General features: G+C 42.4%; 17 protein-coding genes and 1 tRNA gene. 15 read left to right on the forward strand and 3 right to left on the reverse strand.

Features of this window, described 5'->3' with window-relative positions:
• Positions 1 to 1,836 carry an ABC transporter ATP-binding protein gene (locus C234_RS0100290; protein ID WP_027324113.1) on the forward strand — a complete coding sequence of 612 codons (1,836 nt, stop codon included), beginning with the start codon at positions 1 to 3 and terminating at the stop codon, positions 1,834 to 1,836.
• 372 nt (positions 1,837 to 2,208) lie between these two features.
• On the opposite strand, the gene C234_RS0100295 is transcribed toward C234_RS0100290, so the two are convergent.
• On the reverse strand, positions 2,209 to 2,844 hold the full coding sequence (locus tag C234_RS0100295) for a ribonuclease H1 domain-containing protein (RefSeq protein WP_027324114.1): 636 nt from the start codon (positions 2,842 to 2,844) through the stop codon (positions 2,209 to 2,211).
• 99 nt (positions 2,845 to 2,943) lie between these two features.
• Here C234_RS0100295 and C234_RS0100300 point away from each other — a divergent pair, with 99 nt between their 5' ends.
• From C234_RS0100300 to C234_RS0100320, 5 genes are all read left to right on the forward strand, one after another.
• The gene (locus C234_RS0100300; protein ID WP_027324115.1) at positions 2,944 to 3,471 is read left to right on the forward strand and encodes a shikimate kinase; all 528 of its coding nucleotides are present in this window, start codon (positions 2,944 to 2,946) and stop codon (positions 3,469 to 3,471) included.
• 94 nt (positions 3,472 to 3,565) lie between these two features.
• Positions 3,566 to 5,458 (forward strand): biosynthetic arginine decarboxylase, encoded by a 1,893-nt coding sequence (gene speA / locus C234_RS0100305; RefSeq protein WP_027324116.1) that lies wholly within the window; start codon positions 3,566 to 3,568, stop codon positions 5,456 to 5,458.
• 49 nt (positions 5,459 to 5,507) lie between these two features.
• Positions 5,508 to 6,281 (forward strand): acetylglutamate kinase, encoded by a 774-nt coding sequence (gene argB / locus C234_RS0100310; RefSeq protein WP_027324117.1) that lies wholly within the window; start codon positions 5,508 to 5,510, stop codon positions 6,279 to 6,281.
• Between the two features lie 60 nt (positions 6,282 to 6,341).
• Positions 6,342 to 6,851, forward strand: a complete 510-nt coding sequence (locus tag C234_RS0100315; protein WP_027324118.1) for an RNA polymerase sigma factor — start codon at positions 6,342 to 6,344, stop codon at positions 6,849 to 6,851.
• The gene (locus C234_RS0100320) at positions 6,841 to 7,317 is read left to right on the forward strand and encodes a hypothetical protein (protein ID WP_027324119.1); all 477 of its coding nucleotides are present in this window, start codon (positions 6,841 to 6,843) and stop codon (positions 7,315 to 7,317) included. The genes C234_RS0100315 and C234_RS0100320 overlap by 11 nt, the downstream gene beginning before the upstream one ends.
• A gap of 726 nt (positions 7,318 to 8,043) precedes the next feature.
• Here the strand turns inward: C234_RS0100320 and C234_RS0100330 are convergent.
• Complete coding sequence (locus tag C234_RS0100330) at positions 8,044 to 9,123, reverse strand: mannose-1-phosphate guanylyltransferase (RefSeq protein WP_027324120.1); 1,080 nt, start codon at positions 9,121 to 9,123, stop codon at positions 8,044 to 8,046.
• A 164-nt stretch (positions 9,124 to 9,287) separates the two neighbouring features.
• Between C234_RS0100330 and C234_RS0100335 the strand changes: the two genes are divergently transcribed.
• From C234_RS0100335 to C234_RS0100350, 4 genes are all read left to right on the forward strand, one after another.
• Positions 9,288 to 9,374, forward strand: a tRNA-Leu gene (locus C234_RS0100335).
• A gap of 172 nt (positions 9,375 to 9,546) precedes the next feature.
• A complete protein-coding gene (locus tag C234_RS0100340) occupies positions 9,547 to 10,356 on the forward strand; it encodes a Fic family protein (protein WP_027324121.1) in 810 nt (269 codons plus the stop codon).
• A 242-nt stretch (positions 10,357 to 10,598) separates the two neighbouring features.
• Positions 10,599 to 12,065 (forward strand): TlpA family protein disulfide reductase, encoded by a 1,467-nt coding sequence (locus C234_RS0100345; RefSeq protein ID WP_027324122.1) that lies wholly within the window; start codon positions 10,599 to 10,601, stop codon positions 12,063 to 12,065.
• A gap of 89 nt (positions 12,066 to 12,154) precedes the next feature.
• Positions 12,155 to 12,991, forward strand: a complete 837-nt coding sequence (locus C234_RS0100350; protein WP_027324123.1) for a metallophosphoesterase — start codon at positions 12,155 to 12,157, stop codon at positions 12,989 to 12,991.
• A 493-nt stretch (positions 12,992 to 13,484) separates the two neighbouring features.
• Here C234_RS0100350 and C234_RS17920 read toward each other — a convergent pair whose 3' ends face one another.
• The gene (locus tag C234_RS17920; protein ID WP_051290104.1) at positions 13,485 to 13,685 is read right to left on the reverse strand and encodes a YecH family metal-binding protein; all 201 of its coding nucleotides are present in this window, start codon (positions 13,683 to 13,685) and stop codon (positions 13,485 to 13,487) included.
• A 238-nt stretch (positions 13,686 to 13,923) separates the two neighbouring features.
• On the opposite strand from C234_RS17920, the gene C234_RS0100360 reads away from it, so the two are divergent.
• The 5 genes from C234_RS0100360 to C234_RS0100380 all read left to right on the forward strand — a co-directional run bounded on the left by C234_RS0100360 (position 13,924) and on the right by C234_RS0100380 (position 17,085).
• Positions 13,924 to 14,607, forward strand: coding sequence for an energy transducer TonB (locus C234_RS0100360; RefSeq protein ID WP_027324125.1), 684 nt, complete (start codon positions 13,924 to 13,926; stop codon positions 14,605 to 14,607).
• A gap of 177 nt (positions 14,608 to 14,784) precedes the next feature.
• Complete coding sequence (locus C234_RS0100365) at positions 14,785 to 15,408, forward strand: hypothetical protein (protein WP_027324126.1); 624 nt, start codon at positions 14,785 to 14,787, stop codon at positions 15,406 to 15,408.
• Positions 15,409 to 15,460: 52 nt separating this feature from the next.
• Positions 15,461 to 16,024, forward strand: a complete 564-nt coding sequence (locus C234_RS0100370) for a cob(I)yrinic acid a,c-diamide adenosyltransferase (RefSeq protein WP_021644125.1) — start codon at positions 15,461 to 15,463, stop codon at positions 16,022 to 16,024.
• Positions 16,025 to 16,098: 74 nt separating this feature from the next.
• Complete coding sequence (locus C234_RS0100375; RefSeq protein ID WP_002558131.1) at positions 16,099 to 16,320, forward strand: DUF2795 domain-containing protein; 222 nt, start codon at positions 16,099 to 16,101, stop codon at positions 16,318 to 16,320.
• Between the two features lie 162 nt (positions 16,321 to 16,482).
• The gene (locus tag C234_RS0100380) at positions 16,483 to 17,085 is read left to right on the forward strand and encodes a porin family protein (protein WP_027324127.1); all 603 of its coding nucleotides are present in this window, start codon (positions 16,483 to 16,485) and stop codon (positions 17,083 to 17,085) included.
• The last annotated feature ends 300 nt before the right edge of the window (positions 17,086 to 17,385 follow it).

The raw sequence follows: 17,385 nt of genomic DNA on the forward strand, positions 1-17,385 counted from the left end.
ATGAAGGAATTTATACAACTCATGCGCCGTTTTGTGGCGCCTTATAAGAAATACATCGGGTGGGCGGTGCTGCTCAACATTCTCTCCGCTGTTTTCAATGTATTTTCATTTACTCTGCTGATTCCCATACTGAATATTCTTTTCAAAACGGGCGATAACCAAAAAGTGTATGAATTCATGGAGTGGGGGAGCGGAAGTCTCAAAGAAGTAGGGGTGAACAACTTTTATTATTACGTCTCGCGGATGATTGAAGCAAATGGTCCTACCATGACTTTGCTTTTTCTAGGCTTGTTTCTTGCTTTTATGACTCTGATGAAGACAGCTTGTTACTTCGGCTCTACGGCGGTGATGATTCCTTTGCGCACGGGAGTGGTGCGCGATATCCGTATTATGGTCTATTCGAAAGTTCTGCATTTGCCTTTGGGATTTTTTTCCGAAGAGAGAAAAGGCGATATCATCGCCCGCATGAGTGGCGATGTGGGCGAAGTGGAAAATTCCATTACCAGTTCGCTCGATATGCTTTTGAAGAATCCTATTCTGGTTGTTCTTTATTTTACTACACTGATTATTACGAGTTGGCAACTGACGCTGTTCACCATACTCGTATTGCCTGCCATGGGCTGGGTGATGGGTAAAGTGGGACGGAAGCTGAAACGTCAGTCGCTCGAAGCGCAGGGTAAATGGAGTGATACGATGTCGCAATTGGAAGAAACGTTGGGCGGTTTGCGTATCATCAAGGCTTTTATTGCAGAAGACCGCATGATCAGGCGTTTCTCCAAATGCAGCAACGAATTGCGCGACGCTATCAACCGGGTAGCCATGCGTCAGGCGCTGGCGCATCCGATGAGCGAATTCCTGGGTACGATTCTTATCGTGGCGGTGCTGTGGTTCGGAGGCGCGCTCATTCTGGGAGAGAGTTCGTCGATCGATGCCCCTACATTTATCTTCTACATGGTGATATTGTATAGCATCATCAATCCGCTGAAAGAATTTGCCAAAGCGGGGTATAACATTCCGAAAGGGTTGGCTTCGATGGAGCGTGTGGATAAGATACTGAAAGCGGAGAATAATATCAGGGAAATAACCAAACCGAAACCGCTGAACGGGTTGACGGACAAGGTAGAGTTTAAAGATATTTCTTTCAGCTACGATGGTAAGAAGGATGTATTGAAGCATGTAGATCTTACTGTTCCGAAAGGAAAGACAATCGCTTTGGTTGGTCAGTCGGGTTCCGGGAAGTCAACGCTTGTCGACCTTCTGCCCCGCTATCATGATGTGCAGTCGGGACAAATCACGATAGACGGAACCGATATCAAAGATGTGCGCATCTCCGATTTGCGAAGTTTGTTGGGTAATGTAAATCAGGAAGCAATTCTGTTCAACGATACTTTTTTTAACAACATAGCTTTCGGTGTAGAGAATGCTACAATGGAACAAGTGATAGAAGCCGCCAAGATAGCCAATGCACATGAATTTATCATGGAGAAGCCCGAAGGGTATGATACGAATATCGGCGACCGTGGCAGCAAGCTTTCCGGAGGTCAGCGCCAGCGCATCAGCATAGCCCGTGCCATTCTGAAGAATCCCCCCATTTTGATTTTGGACGAAGCTACTTCTGCTTTGGATACGGAGTCGGAACGTTTGGTACAGGAGGCTTTGGAACGTTTGATGAAGACGCGCACCACTATTGCCATTGCTCACCGCCTGTCTACTATCAAGAATGCCGATGAGATTTGCGTACTTTATGAAGGAGAGATTGTAGAACGGGGCAAACATGAGGAACTGATAGCTCTGAATGGGTATTATAAGCGGTTGCACGACATGCAACAACTGTAGCCGTCTCTTTGACTAAAAGATATATGGGCTTGCCTGAAACCTACGCGTCTCGGGCAGGCGCATTTTTTTTCGTTGACAGGCATCAATCTTTTTGGCTTCGACGCTTTGATTCTTTCATTGCAGAAAGCAAGGCAATTTGTTTACTATTTAATTCGTCTGCCGTATGTGCACTATTCGTCTGTCGTTCGTGTTTTATTCGTCTCTCGAACGGCAGACGAATAAAACACGAACGACAGACGAATAGTTTGTATAACAGAAAGAGTTGTTTGTTTAGTAGACATGATTGTCCGAAGGCACCCCGGCAGGGCGCTTTACTTTGATCACTTGTCAGCTGTGCTGTTTGCTTCTATATGATTGGTGGCTGAGGCAGAATTATTTTCTTCCGAAGTCGGCGGGTATTTCGCCCCACTTGCTGGTTTCCCATTTAAGAATGGGTGTGGTGTAGGTGTTCTCCCGAAGCCATTTCTCCGCCCGTTCGATGAGGCGGAACAGCTCTTCGGTCTCTTCGGTTCTGGGCAGTTTCGTCTTGCATTTCTTCTGGCGTACCCAACTGATAGCATTGACGCTGTCACTGTAAATCGGCATATCCCATTTTTTTTGTTTGAGCAATGCCAAGCCGTGCACCAAAGCCAGAAATTCGCCGATATTATTCGTGCCTTTCATCGGGCCGAAGTGAAAGATTTGCTGTCCGCTTGCCACGTGTACCCCCCGATACTCCATTGGACCGGGGTTGCCGCTGCAAGCCGCGTCCACCGCCAGGCTATTCCCGATAACATCTGCGGGGATTGACCCGGGACTCATTCGCATGCTTTCCGGCTTTTTCTTCGCTCCTTTGCCGATGTAGGCGTAGGGAGACGAGGACAAAGCGCGCTCGGCTTCTTCGAGCGTGTCGAACGATTTGTATTTGGCTTTCTCGTATCCTTTGGTTTGAAGCTGGCATTCCGTCCAAGAGGTGTAAATTCCGGGCGTTACTCCTTCCCATACGACGTAGAATTTCTTTTTGGGCATGAATTTGTGTTTAATTTTTACAGGCTTTCTTTGTTTTCTTCTTGCGAAGGTACGAATATCTTGTAAATTCACTACATTTGTCTGCAAAATAAGTGATTTATGATTCGTGTTTTTCTAATCGGCTATATGGGAGCCGGCAAAACGACATTGGGTAAAGCGCTTGCCCGCCGACTCTCTGTTCCGTTTGTCGATTTGGACTGGTATATCGAAGAGCGTTTTCACAAAACGGTCGGAGAGCTTTTCGCCGGTCGGGGCGAAAAAGCTTTTCGCGAACTTGAAAAAAAGATGCTTCATGAAGTGGCCGAGTTTGAAGATGTGATTATTTCTACCGGTGGAGGAACTCCTTGCTTCTTTGACAATATGGATTTTATGAACAAGGTGGGGAAAACGGTATTTCTGAAAGTACATCCCGATGTGTTGTTCGGACGCCTGCGTGTCGCCAAGCAGCAACGGCCTATTTTGCGTGAAAAAACTGACGAAGAATTAAAGGATTTTATCGTTCGTGCTCTTGAGGAAAGAAAGCCTTTCTATACCCGCGCGAAGCATGTGTTCGATGCGGACGAACTGGATAACCGCCGGCAAATAAAGAAAGCGGTAGAGCAATTGCTGCTTTTGCTGCAAATATAAAAATGATAATTTCTCTCTTTATCAATGGATTTTTGTAGATTAATCCGTATTTTTGCCGTTCAAAATATCTATTAAAATACTGAATAACTGAAAAATGAGAAAATGGCGTATTGAAGATTCTGAGGAACTTTACAACATTACGGGTTGGGGAACCTCGTACTTTGGTATTAATGACAAGGGACATGTTGTTGTTACACCGCGAAAAGACGGGGCGTCTGTCGATTTGAAAGTGCTGGTTGATGAGTTGCAGTTGCGCGATGTATCAGCGCCTATGTTGATACGTTTTCCGGATATTTTGGACAATCGTATCGAGAAGATGTCTTCTTGCTTTAAACAAGCAGCTGAGGAATACGGTTACAAAGCCCAAAACTTTATTATCTATCCTATCAAAGTGAATCAGATGCGCCCGGTGGTCGAAGAGATCATCAGTCATGGCAAGAAGTTCAATCTGGGTCTCGAAGCGGGATCTAAGCCGGAGCTTCATGCGGTGATTGCTGTGAATACGGATTCCGATTCGCTGATAATTTGCAACGGATATAAAGACGAAAGCTATATCGAACTGGCTTTGCTTGCCCAGAAGATGGGGAAGCGCATCTTTCTGGTAGTGGAAAAACTGAACGAACTGAAGCTTATTGCTAAAATGGCAAAGCAGCTGAATGTGCGACCGAATATAGGCATCCGCATCAAGCTTGCTTCTTCGGGAAGCGGCAAATGGGAAGAGTCGGGTGGAGACGCCAGTAAGTTCGGATTGACTTCCAGCGAACTGCTCGAGGCTCTGGACTTCATGCAAAGCAAGGGGTTGGAAGATTGCCTGAAACTGATCCATTTCCACATCGGAAGTCAGGTTACGAAAATACGCCGGATAAAAACGGCCTTGCGTGAAGCGTCTCAATTCTACGTGCAGCTTCATGCGATGGGGTTTAAAGTCGAATTTGTCGATATCGGTGGCGGACTGGGAGTGGATTACGACGGTACCCGTTCGTCGAGCACCGGAGGAAGCGTCAATTATTCCATTCAGGAGTATGTCAACGACTCTATTTCAACTTTGGTGGATGCCAGCGATAAGAACGGTATTCCACATCCCAACATCATTACCGAGAGTGGCCGTGCGCTGACCGCCCATCATTCCGTGCTTGTTTTCGAAGTGCTTGAAACAGCCACTTTACCTGAATGGGACGACGATGAGGAGGTTGCCTCCGATGCGCATGAACTGGTGCAGGAGTTGTATAAAATATGGGATTCGCTCAACCAGAATAAAATGCTCGAAGCATGGCATGATGCTCAGCAAATACGTGAAGAGGGACTCGACTTGTTCAGTCATGGTATTGTTGACTTGAAAACACGTGCCCAGATCGAGCGGCTATATTGGTCTATTACACGAGAGATCAACCAGATAGCCGATGGGTTGAAACATGCTCCCGATGAGTTTCGCGGTTTGTCTAAGCTGTTGGCGGATAAGTATTTCTGCAATTTCTCGCTCTTTCAATCGTTACCCGACTCATGGGCGATCGATCAGATTTTCCCTATCATGCCCATTCAGCGATTGGACGAGAAACCCGATCGTTCCGCTACGCTTCAAGATATCACCTGCGACTCCGACGGAAAGATTGCCAACTTTATTTCTACCCGCAATGTAGCTCACGACCTGCCCGTGCACAGCCTGAGAAAGTCTGAGCCATACTATCTTGCTGTTTTTCTGGTAGGTGCTTATCAGGAGATTTTAGGAGATATGCACAATTTGTTCGGCGACACGAATGCGGTGCACGTATCTGTGAGTGAAAAAGGCTATGCCATTGAGCAGATTATCGATGGGGAAACGGTGGCAGAAGTGTTGGATTATGTACAGTATAGTCCTAAGAAACTGGTACGTACGTTGGAAACATGGGTGACGAAATCGGTGAAAGAAGGTAAAATCTCGCTCGAAGAAGGAAAGGAATTCCTTTCCAACTATCGTTCGGGGCTTTACGGATATACTTATTTGGAATAAAAACGGAGAGCCTACATTGGTGCTTACCGTCAGACAGCCCGTACATTATATGAGAGAAAAACTGACAATCGTTAAAGTGGGTGGCAAAATCGTGGAAGAGGAAGCTACCCTTTTTCAACTCCTGGATGATTTCTCATCCATCGAAGGGTATAAGTTGTTGGTTCACGGTGGAGGACGCTCGGCCACAAAAATCGCTGCTGCTCTTGGTATTGAGAGCCGGATGGTGGATGGCAGACGGATTACCGATGCCGGGATGCTGAGAGTGGTGGCCATGGTGTATGCCGGACTGGTAAACAAAAGCATTGTGGCTGGTTTGCAAGCCCGGGACGTGAATGCTCTTGGTCTGACCGGGGCGGATATGAATGTTATTCGTTCTGTAAAACGCCCGGTGGAAGAGATAGACTATGGCTTCGTTGGAGATGTGGAAGAAGTGGATGCGGATTTGCTTACCGGACTTATCCGCAAGGGTGTAGTACCCGTAATGGCTCCGCTCACCCACGATAAAACGGGCAACCTCCTTAATACCAACGCCGATACCATTGCCGGAGAAACGGCGAAAGCTTTGGCGAAGCGGTTTGACACCACGTTGGTGTATTGTTTCGAGAAAAAAGGAGTGCTGTACGATGAAAATGATGAAAACAGTGTGATTCCCCGGATCGATCGTGCCGGTTTCCAGAAATATGTCGCTGATGGAATTATCCAAGGCGGGATGATGCCCAAATTAATAAACTCTTTTGAAGCACTCGAAGCCGGTGTTTGTGAAGTTATAATCACTTCATCTTCAGAAATAAAGAGTGGTATAGGGACAAGAATCGAAAAATAATTTGAAAAAAAATACGGGTAGCTGTAACTTTTCCCATTTGAGCCCGTCATTATTATAGAGATGCAAGAAATCAGTTTCCGTAACGATATTTTGCCGCTAAAGGACAAACTTTTCCGGTTGGCGCTCAGGATTACGCTGGATAGTGCAGAGGCGGAAGATGTCGTTCAGGATACATTGATACGCGTGTGGAACAAGAGAGAGGAATGGCCTCAAATAGAATCGATCGAAGCCTATTGTTTGGTTGTAGCAAAGAATTTGGCGATAGATCGCAGCCAGAAGAAAGACTCCCGACATCTTGAACTCGCCCGTGATATCGAAGAGGAATCTGATACAGGCAGCCCTCACGATCAATTTGTGCATGACGAAAAAATGAGGCTTATCGATCGGTTGGTGGATGAACTTCCTGAAAAGCAGCGTTTAATCATGCAGTTAAGAGATATTGAGGGCGAAAGTTATAAAAAAATAGCAGCTCTTCTGAATCTGACCGAGGATCAAGTGAAAGTAAACCTCTTCAGAGCCAGACAAAAGGTTAAACAACGCTATTTAGAAATTGATGAATATGGATTATAAGAATATAGAACAACTCTTGGAGAAATATTGGCAATGCGAGACCTCTATCGAAGAGGAATCATTATTGCGTCAATTCTTCACACAAGGAGACGTTCCGGCTCATCTGCTTCGTTATAAAAGTTTGTTTGTTTATCAGCAAATTCAACGGAATGTAGGGTTGAGCAAAGATTTTGATACGCGTATCCTGGCTGAGGTGGAACCCCCTGTTGTAAAGGCCAGACGTTTGACTCTCACCGCTCGCTTCATGCCGTTGTTTAAGGCTGCGGCAGTGGTTGTCTTATTCCTCTCGTTAGGAAATATAGCCCAGCATTCTTTTACCGGCGAAGACCGGGGAATTCTTGCTGTGGATACGATCGGCAGGCAGGTAACTACTCCCTCGGTTGCTATTTCGAACGATTCGAAAACGGAGTCGGTACTGGTTGACAGTTTGGCGAAAATAAATAAGGGGCTGATTATTAAGGAATAGAATTTTCATTTGCTTTAAACATATATAGTTAGTGTGCTTAATTAAAACAACAAAGAAGCTGTGAAGTTTCAATTCTCTCAAAATTTTAACTAACTAAAATAGAAGGGTTACTGCGGGATGCAGCAACCCTTTGTTTATATGGACCGATTCTTGAAAAGCGTGATGTAAGAAAATTGGTTTGGTATCCTTTCCCCCCCCCCCCCCCCCTTTGTATGAGTTTCAGTTTCAAAGGCATGTCTTACGATATTTCTGGTTCGGCACTCTCTTTTCTTCTGTTTTTTCATGAATTAGAAAGAATACCGCAGACTTTGAATTTAAACACGGCGGGCTTTAAAAAAAAGGCGGCGGGCTTTGAGTTCAAACACGGCGGGCTTTAAAAAAAAGGCGGCGGGCTTCGAATTCAAACACGGCGGGCTTTGAAAAAAAGGCGGCGGGCTTCGAATTCAAACACGGCGGACTTTGAATGAAATGTGCTGCTGTTCTGTAAACGTACCATACAACAACCTTCTGCATGGTTCTCCATTTGAAGCTAAATTTTCCGCTCCCGCCCCATCACATCGGGTAGCGGTTGAGAAAGCCTTCTCGTCCGATTTCGAATAAATGTTTTTGTAATATGTTTGCTTCTTACTATCCTCTCCGACAGCTTCTGTAGATTTATTCAAACAGACTTACTTGAAGTATGTTTTGTTTCTTATTTTACCAAAGAAAAACGACATATGGGTGTTGTCAGAAAGAATCGCCCAGCTTCATTTGTGCGTCATTCATATATTTACGAATAGCCGATTCTTCGTCTTTGGGACAGATTAACAGAATGTTATCCGACTCTGCGATTAAATATCCTTCCAAACCCTCAATAATGGCTAACTTGCCTTTGGGAAGCACTATCATGTTGTTTTTGCTGTTATATAGCAATGAATCACACTGCAATGTGGTGTTACCATCCAAATCTTGTTCGGACAATTCATAAAGTGAGTTCCAAGTTCCTAAATCCGACCAACCGAAATCTCCTAATGATACGAATACGTTATCGGCTTTTTCCATGATGCCGAAATCTATAGAAACATTCGGGCATGCGGGAAAGTGTTCTTCGATAAATGCTTGTTCTGCATCGGTGCCATATACTCCTTTTCCGGAGGCTAACTTTGCAGACAACTCCGGTAGTAAAGCTTCTCCGGTTTTCAAGATTGTGTTTACATTCCACATGAATATTCCGGAGTTCCAGTAAAACTCCCCGCTCTCTACGAAAACTTTCGCTAAATCGAGTTCCGGTTTTTCGGTAAACGTCTTTACTTTGTAGAATCCGTCTCCAACAGGCTCATCAATTTGTATGTAGCCATATTCTGTTTCGGGGCGGTTTGGCCTGATGCCCAAGGTCAGAAGTTTCTCCGATTTGGAAACAAACTCCAGCCCTTTCTCTATCGCTTTATAAAATTCTTCTTCTTTGAGGATGAGATGGTCGCAAGGGGCTACAACAATGTTGGCGTTAGGATTTAATGCTTGGATGCGATGAGCGGCCCATGCTATACACGGCGCAGTATTTCGTCTTGCCGGTTCCAACAAGATTTGTTTTTCATTCAGTTCCGGAAATTGTTTTTTTACCAAGTCGGCATATATGGCATTCGTAGCGATCAGAATATTTTCAGTAGGGATTATTTTTTGAAAGCGATCAAATGTTTGTTGCAGAAGTGAACGTCCGGTTCCAAAAACATCCATAAATTGTTTAGGCAAATTTTTGCGGCTGAGCGGCCAGAAGTGGCTTCCGATACCGCCACCCATGATTACGCAATAATTGTTTTTGTTTGTCATGATAATAACTTTTTTAAAGTTTCCGCTAATGTACTGTTTATTCTCTGAAAATTGAAGCTGTATAGAGGTGTTTTATCGTTTTTTTTTCCTTTTTTTTGTCCAACTATTGTGGATTAAAAATAAAGTTGTATCTTTGCACCGCAATTGAGAGATCAATAATGCATGCCCAGATGGCGGAATCGGTAGACGCGCTGGTCTCAAACACCAGTGGATTCACTTCCATCCCGGTTCGACCCCGGGTCTGGGTACCAAGTAAAAGCTAAGTAGTTGATTGCTCAATACTTAGCTTTTACTTTTATCTGAAATTTCCCCCATTTTCCCCACACGTGCAAAAAAATATAGTAGTAAGTCATTATTTTCTTTGGCTGAACATAGTAAATATACTACCTTTGAAAAGAAATAAAGCTTATAAAATAAAAAGCAATGGAACAAGGTGTTTGGCAAGAGATAGAACAGTTATACCAAAAGTTTCGGCAACTTGGTATCAATGAAGCGGTGGACTATCATAAGTACTACCTGTATTCTCTTATTACCCATTCCACAGCCATTGAAGGCTCTACGCTTACCGAATTGGATACCCAACTGCTCTTTGATGAGGGGCTGACGGCAAAAGGAAAACCGTTGGTGTATCACTTGATGAATGAAGATTTGAAGCAAGCGTATGAACTAGCCCAAAAAGAAGCTCTCCAGCCTGTACCGGTAACTCCTGCTTTTCTGCAAAGATTAAATGCCATGCTGATGCGTACCACAGGCAGTTTACACAGCGTAATGGGTGGGACTTTCGATTCCTCCAAAGGTGAATTTCGTCTGTGTGGTGTTACGGCTGGTGTCGGCGGACACTCTTACATGAATTATCAGAAAGTGCCTATTAAGATAGAAGAGTTTTGTGCTATCTTGCAAGAGAAGCAAAAGACCGTGGGAACATTTCGGGAACAGTATGAATTGAGTTTTAATGCCCACCTTAATTTAGTAACCATACATCCGTGGGTGGATGGCAATGGCAGAACTGCTCGATTGTTGATGAACTATATTCAATTTTGCTATCATCTTTTCCCGACTAAGATATTCAAAGAGGATAGAGAAGAATATATACTTTCCTTGCGCCAATGTCAGGATGAAGAAACCAACCAGCCATTCTTAGATTTTATGGCAGGGCAGTTAAAAAAAACGCTTGCGCTGGAGATTGGACGGTTAAATACTTCACGGAAGAAAGATTTTAGTTTTATGTTCTGAATCTATTTTAGTTTTATTTAATTTGACATTCAAAGTCATCTTTCAGCAACTCATACTAATGGCAGTCTATAAACAGTCCGTTTTTGAAACAAGCATTTTGGTGGATGCCACATTTGGCAATGGGATATTATAAAATAAAAAAGCCATTTGAATCTCACGCAAATCATATTTTCGTTTTCTTGTTTGTTGTTTTAAGACTTTTTTAATAAATTGCCACCATGTTTCTTCTAAAACTCTAAAATATGGCTTGTTTTATTTCAAGAGCAGTATTTTTTGTCGTCTTTATTTTGGGCGCGGTGGAATGTTGGGCCGGCACGAATAACTCCGAGTATGGAAAGAGAAAAGCTGTAGTTCACGGTAGAGTGATAAATCAAAGTCACGAGAGCCCTAAAGTGCTTACTGTGATTTCTTGTAATCCTCTTGATGAGAATGATAGATTTGCTGTACGTCTCGACTCTACAGGCCTTTTTCATGTAGAGTTTGAGATGTTTTGGGCGCATAGTTTCACCATAAGTTATCATGGAAAGTTCATTAATGCATTTGTGGAACCGGAGGATTCCCTTTTTCTTGAGATAGATGCTGAGAAGTTCAGGTATGAGGGGGTTAAGTCTGTTCGCTTTGTGGGAAAAAATGGAACTCGTAGTGCTGAGTTTAATAGATTATTTGATGATTTGGTGGGTGTGATTAATTATAAGCCGCTTGCAGAGAATTTGAATGCACCTTTAGATAGCTTTATGGCTCTATTCCAGAAAGAAATCAACCTTTTAAATGATACTATTAAGAGTTATTCTGCTGTTCATGAAATTTCTCCCTGGGTACAAGAGCTAATGAAAGATATGGCGTTATTCACTCTATCCAATTATGCTATAGGCTATTCAGGACAATCCAATGAAGACGAACTGGGATTCTTTACTCAAGACATTTTTGATATTTATGATGCTGATAATTTTCGGAATATGATGTTTGTGTATCATCTTGATACCTATTACAACAAGTGGATCGCAAAGGATGTGAAGTTCAAAGATTGTATTAAAAGAAATGATGTGAAATCTGCGGAGCAATATGCTTTGGGAAAGATATTAACGATGCCCAAATCTTTGGCTCGCGATATAATGCTTTACCGGCTTTATGACAAGTCTCTTTCTACACGGTTTGAATTGAAAGAGGAACTATTTCTATGTGCCAATGTATATGACAAGTTATTCGCAAAGAGCTCAAAGGTGGTGTCTATAAATCTAACAGGCTTGTCATGTTCCAAAGATGTTTTATATATGACTGCTGAGGACTCTATCGAACAAGTTTCAGATTTTGATTTAGAATATTTATTGAAAGAACAATATAAGGGGAAAGTTGTATATGTAGATGTGTGGGCAACTTGGTGTGGTCCATGTCGGGCAGAGATGGCTTCTGCGAGAGAACTCCACAGACTGTTTGCAAAAGAAGAAGTTGTATTTGTGAATCTTTGTCTGTCATCCAAAGCTGATGCTTGGGTTAGCATCCTGCAAAAAGAACAATTGACAGGAGAAAATTACTTCTTTGATGAAGACTTCTCTGCTGAAGTTGCTGCCAAGTTACTTTCCGGTGGATTCCCTACCTATATCCTCATAGATAAGAATGGGAGAGTTCGGGATAAAAATGCCCCTCGTCCTTCCGGATTATCAGCTATTAGCACTGCCATAGATGCTCTTTTAACTGAACAATATCCCTAGACGATTGCTTAACTCAAGTATACCTGCCACCAGTAATTTGAAATATAGATTCGAATCCGTATGGTTTTAGATTTTTATGATGTAATACAATGAAAAGATTAGTGCTGACCATATTAGCAGTTATATTCACCATTCTGGCCTTTGCCCGTTACAAAATCATCAAGAGTAATGATCAACAGGGAAAGCCATTTCTTTTGATTATTCCAGATGTCCATGGACGGTCTTTTTGGAAAAAGGCTGTTGAAAGCTATCCTGATATTCCTGTCATATTCCTTGGAGATTATCTTGATCCTTATAATAATGAAATTGAGAATATCTCGAACGAAGAAGCTTTTGCAAATTTTAGGGAGATACTTGAATACAAACGAAAACGCTCCTCTTCCGTTACTCTTTTATTGGGAAACCATGATATACACTATATTGATAATGACTATGCGTTCAGCAGAAAAGATACCCTGAATGAAAAAGAGATACATGATATTTTTATGGAGAGCTTATCTTTGTTTAAGTTGGTTGCAAATGTCGAAATATCAGATAGGCAAATCTTGTTTTCACACGCCGGAGTGTTAGTTGGTTGGGTAAGGAAACATTACCCATCGTTGCTCGAAACAGACATCCTTTCGTTATGCGACTCAATCAACAATAACTTGAAAGATGAGAAACTATTTGTTAAATATATTAGTGATGCCCTTATGGATGTTACCTCCGTACGAGGAGGTGATGCGGAATATGGCTCTTTGGTATGGGCGGACGACACAGAGCATATTCATTCTAAGGAACACCTTCCCGATGTTTACCAAATATTTGGACATTCTCAATTAGAAAATGCTCCGAAAATCTGCGAACACCATGCAAATCTTGACTGTCGCAGAGCATTCCTCCTGACAGATAAAGCAAATATCATAGAATGCAGAGTAAACAAATAAGATTGGATAAGGAGAATGAAAGCGAAAGCCTTTCGCTTTTTTTGAATAGCTAAAGACCCCTCACCACATTCTTTTTTAATATAATTGAAGTATTTACTCTGCTTCTCGCAGTACGATAAAGTGCCGTTTGCAATACAATCATTGAAAGATGTATTTGTATTATGGCATATATTTGTAATCCTCGGTTCTGATATTTATTTTCTTCATTGTCTTCAAACTTTTCATCGCAATACTTAGCTCCTTTTATCGCAATAAGTAATTGTTTTTATAGTAGAAATTTATTCGTCTGCCGTTCGTGTTCCATTCGTCTTTCGTCTCTGTTTTATTCGTCTCTCGAACGGCAGACGAATAAAACAGAGACGAAAGACGAATAGTTCTTTAAATAGAAACTGCTACTGACATAAGTTTTAGGATAAAGGGTATGATCAATATTTCAAACTTTGTTGCGGCAGTATTATACTTGAGCAAACACCGCACGAAGAAAAGAGAGCTATTAATAGTCGCTGCAAACTTTATTCAGGTCGACGGTGAAACCATCGTTCAACGGCATGAATTTGCCTTTTCGTTTCAGAAATTCTATCAATTCGTCGATATTCATGTTTTCGGCGGAGCAGGTGTAAAAATGCCGGGAAATGCTGAACCTCTTGATAATGGCTTCTTTCAGGCTGGCTTCCCGCCATAAACGGTAACAAATGTTACATTCATCGCCCGGATAATGAGATAATAGAAAGCGGTTTAGAAGATTTACGTAAATTTTGTTCAAAACAACGCAAAATATTAAAAGAAATGCCGTCGATGTATGCAGCATATTATTGAAAATACTATATTTATTCCAACGAGAGTATGAGTTAGGTAATGATTTGTGATGAGTGAATGAGAAGTAGTATATATACTATATATTTTCTATTATTAATTACTTAAACACATTTCTTATGGAAGCCAAAAAATCAAGAAAGGCTGCAATCGAGAATCAACGGAGTTCTTGGTTGTTAATGGGAGTGGTTGTTGCGCTTGCTTTCATGTTCGTTTCGTTCGAATGGACACGACAAGATGTAAAGTTGGCTGCATATTCATCGGCCCACGATCCCATTTTTGAAGAGGTACTTATTCCGATTACCCATCCCGAAGAGAAGTTAGAACCGCCTCCCCCTCCGGATACCAAAGTGACGGACGTGTTCAATATAGTTGCCAATGACGAAGAGGTGGAAACCGCAATGACGATTTCTTCCGAGGATGAGGGTAAGCCCTACGAAGTGCTATGGATACCTCCTGTGGTAGAGACGAAAGAGGTGGAAGAAGATGTGATAGTGGTGCATGCGGAAGTAATGCCTGAATTTCCGGGTGGAACGTCGGCGTTGATGAAGTATCTGAGTACGCACATTAAGTATCCCGCTGTTTCGCAGGAAATAGGTGCGTATGGAAGAGTTATCGTTCAGTTTATTGTCGACAAGGACGGAACGATAACGGATCCGGTCGTTGTGCGCGGCGTAGAAGTTCATTTGGACAAAGAGGCCATTCGTGTAATCAGTTCAATGCCCAAATGGAAGCCCGGAATGCAGAACGGGAAACGAGTGCGGGTGAAGTATACACTGCCCGTATTGTTCAGGTTGCAATAGTTGTTTGTGATAAGTAGGAGAAGCGACGTGCAAACGTTCTCCTGTAAAATGAGGTTGTCTCACGCTAAAAGGATGAGGCAACCTCATTCTTCGATAAAAAAGCATATCTTTGCCGTCGGATTATTCTTAAAACAGAACAAGTGTCTGAATATATAAAGAAAAAGAAATACTTGTATTATGGGTTTTCTACTTTGTCTGAAACGTCCTTTTATCTGGCTGTCCCGTTTTCGCCACCGTTGCGGATACGGTGTGCATTCTCCTTTTGCTTTCGGGCTGATAACCGATGTCGTTTATGAGCGGCGCCCTTATTATGCTTATGCCAATCTGAAAAGTGAGGAAAAAGAGCGACGAAGAAAGGAAGCAAGAATTAAAGGATATGTAAAAGTGAATCGCTTGCTGTTCCGTTTGGTCAACAGGATACAACCGGCTACGATTGTGGAAGTGGGTCCTTCCTCTGTTGCTTCTTTGTACATGCAGGCTGCCAAAAAGTCTGCCGGTTATGTTTTTGCCTCGAATTTGTCGGAGCTTGTGCTCGAAGCCGATACGAAGGTCGATTTCCTTTATCTGAATCGATATCGACAACCGGAGGAAGTGGAAAAAATATTTGATATTTGTGCCGGTCGCGTGTCTTCCGGGTCCTTGTTCGTGGTTCATGGAATCTGTTATTCGAAACCGATGAGGGATGTGTGGAGACGGTTGAAAGAAGACGAACGGGCAGGAATCACGTTCGACCTGTATGATGTCGGGCTGATTTTTTTCGACCGGAAAAAGTTTAAACAGCATTATGTAGTCAACTTCTGAGAGCCTTTATACGTTAATCTTATATGAATAGAATATTTAAGCAAAACACACCATGAAAAAAAGTCTTGTATATACGAAAACCGGAGACCGGGGAACGACCAGTTTGGTTGGAGGAAGCCGTGTGCCGAAAACTCATATTCGTCTGGAAGCTTATGGGACGGTAGATGAGCTTAACTCACATTTGGGATGGCTGCATACATACCTGCGTGATGAAAACGACCGAAACTTTGTTTTGGACGTGCAGCACAAGTTGTTTTCCATCGGTTCGCATTTGGCTACTGATCAAACAAAAACAAAACTGAAACAGCGTAGTATTATTATGCCGGAAGATGTTGAAAGGATTGAACGAGAGATAGATCGACTGGATGAGGCGTTGCCTGCTCTTTCCGCTTTCGTCATTCCCGGAGGGAGCCGTGGATCATCTGTTTGCCACGTGTGCCGCACTGTTTGTCGGAGGGCCGAACGGCGTATTTTGGCGTTGCCCGAAAGTTATGCGATTGCTCCTGAACTTTTGGCTTATATCAACAGATTGTCTGATTATTTGTTTGTTTTATCGCGAAAAATGAATGTAGACGAACAAAATATTGAAATATTCTGGGATAATAGTTGGAAATGATAGATTTTATTATACTTTTGCCGAAAAATAGAAAAGCAAAATAATTAGTATTCACTTTTTTAATACTGGATTTTATGTATTGGACATTGGAATTAGCATCAAAACTGGAAGATGCTCCCTGGCCGGCAACCAAGGACGAGTTGATTGACTATGCCATGCGTTCGGGTGCCCCTCTGGAAGTTATCGAGAATTTGCAAGAGATGGAAGATGAAGGCGAAATTTATGAAAGTATCGAAGATATTTGGCCTGACTATCCAAGCAAGGAAGATTTTTTCTTTAACGAGGAAGAGTACTAACCTGAGAGAGATTTCGAACAAGTATTTTATAATAACCCGATGACCCCAAAAAGGTTACCGGGATTTTTTATTTTCATATTTGATAGTAGAAATAAATGGCTGATAGTTTGTATTTTACCATTAAATAAATATCTTTGTCTCGAAACTTTAACAAATATATTTATGAAAAAGATTTTTAGTGTTTTTTTAGTTGCCGTATGCATGCTTGTGGCAACTCCGGTTGTAGCTCAAGTACATTTTGGTGTAAAGGGCGGTTTGAACTTGTCGAAAGCAAGTCTTTCTGATGTGCCTGCAAATTTTAAAAAGGATAATTTTACCGGCTTCTTTATCGGACCCATGGTTGAATTCACTCTGCCTGTTGTCGGCTTGGGAGTAGACGGGGCTCTGCTGTTCTCTCAGAAAGGAGTCGATGTGGGTAATGAAAAAATCAAGCAGAACGGATTGGATATTCCCGTTAACCTGAGATATACGTTCGGAGTAGGTCAACTCGCTGCCATTTATCTGGCAGCAGGTCCCGATTTCTATTTCGATTTCGAGAAGAACAAGGATGTTTGGGATGCCGATAATAAGAAGCTGCGCACGGATAAGAAAAAAGCGGAAGTTGGTTTCAACCTGGGAGGTGGCGTGAAATTGCTGAATCATCTGCAAGTGGGTGTGAATTATAACATGCCTTTCAGTGACACTGCTAAATTCTTCAGCGGAGAAGAAGAGTCGGGATCGTATAAGACAAAGACCTGGCAGATTTCCGTAGCCTATATGTTCTAATATAGATTTGGTGGTTTCGAACTATCCGAAAGCCGTGTTGAAAGGCGGATATAACGTAGAAATAAACAGCCCGAAAAGTCTGTAAGCATGTGAGAGGATTTATCCCGACGAGACGTGGGTAGAAAGAACTTAGAAAGGAACAGTGTGTTCCTAGTCATCTTGAAAGAAAGATAGTGGCAAGTCTTAATGAGATTTTTAGAAAAAATGTTTTCGCGCAGATTAATGCAATGATTACTTTAATGAGTTTGCATTGATTTGCGCGAATTCGTGTCTGCCTGAAAAGATTTTTGCGTTTGCCTG

Source organism: Bacteroides pyogenes DSM 20611 = JCM 6294 (assembly GCF_000428105.1).
Classification (GTDB): domain Bacteria; phylum Bacteroidota; class Bacteroidia; order Bacteroidales; family Bacteroidaceae; genus Bacteroides; species Bacteroides pyogenes.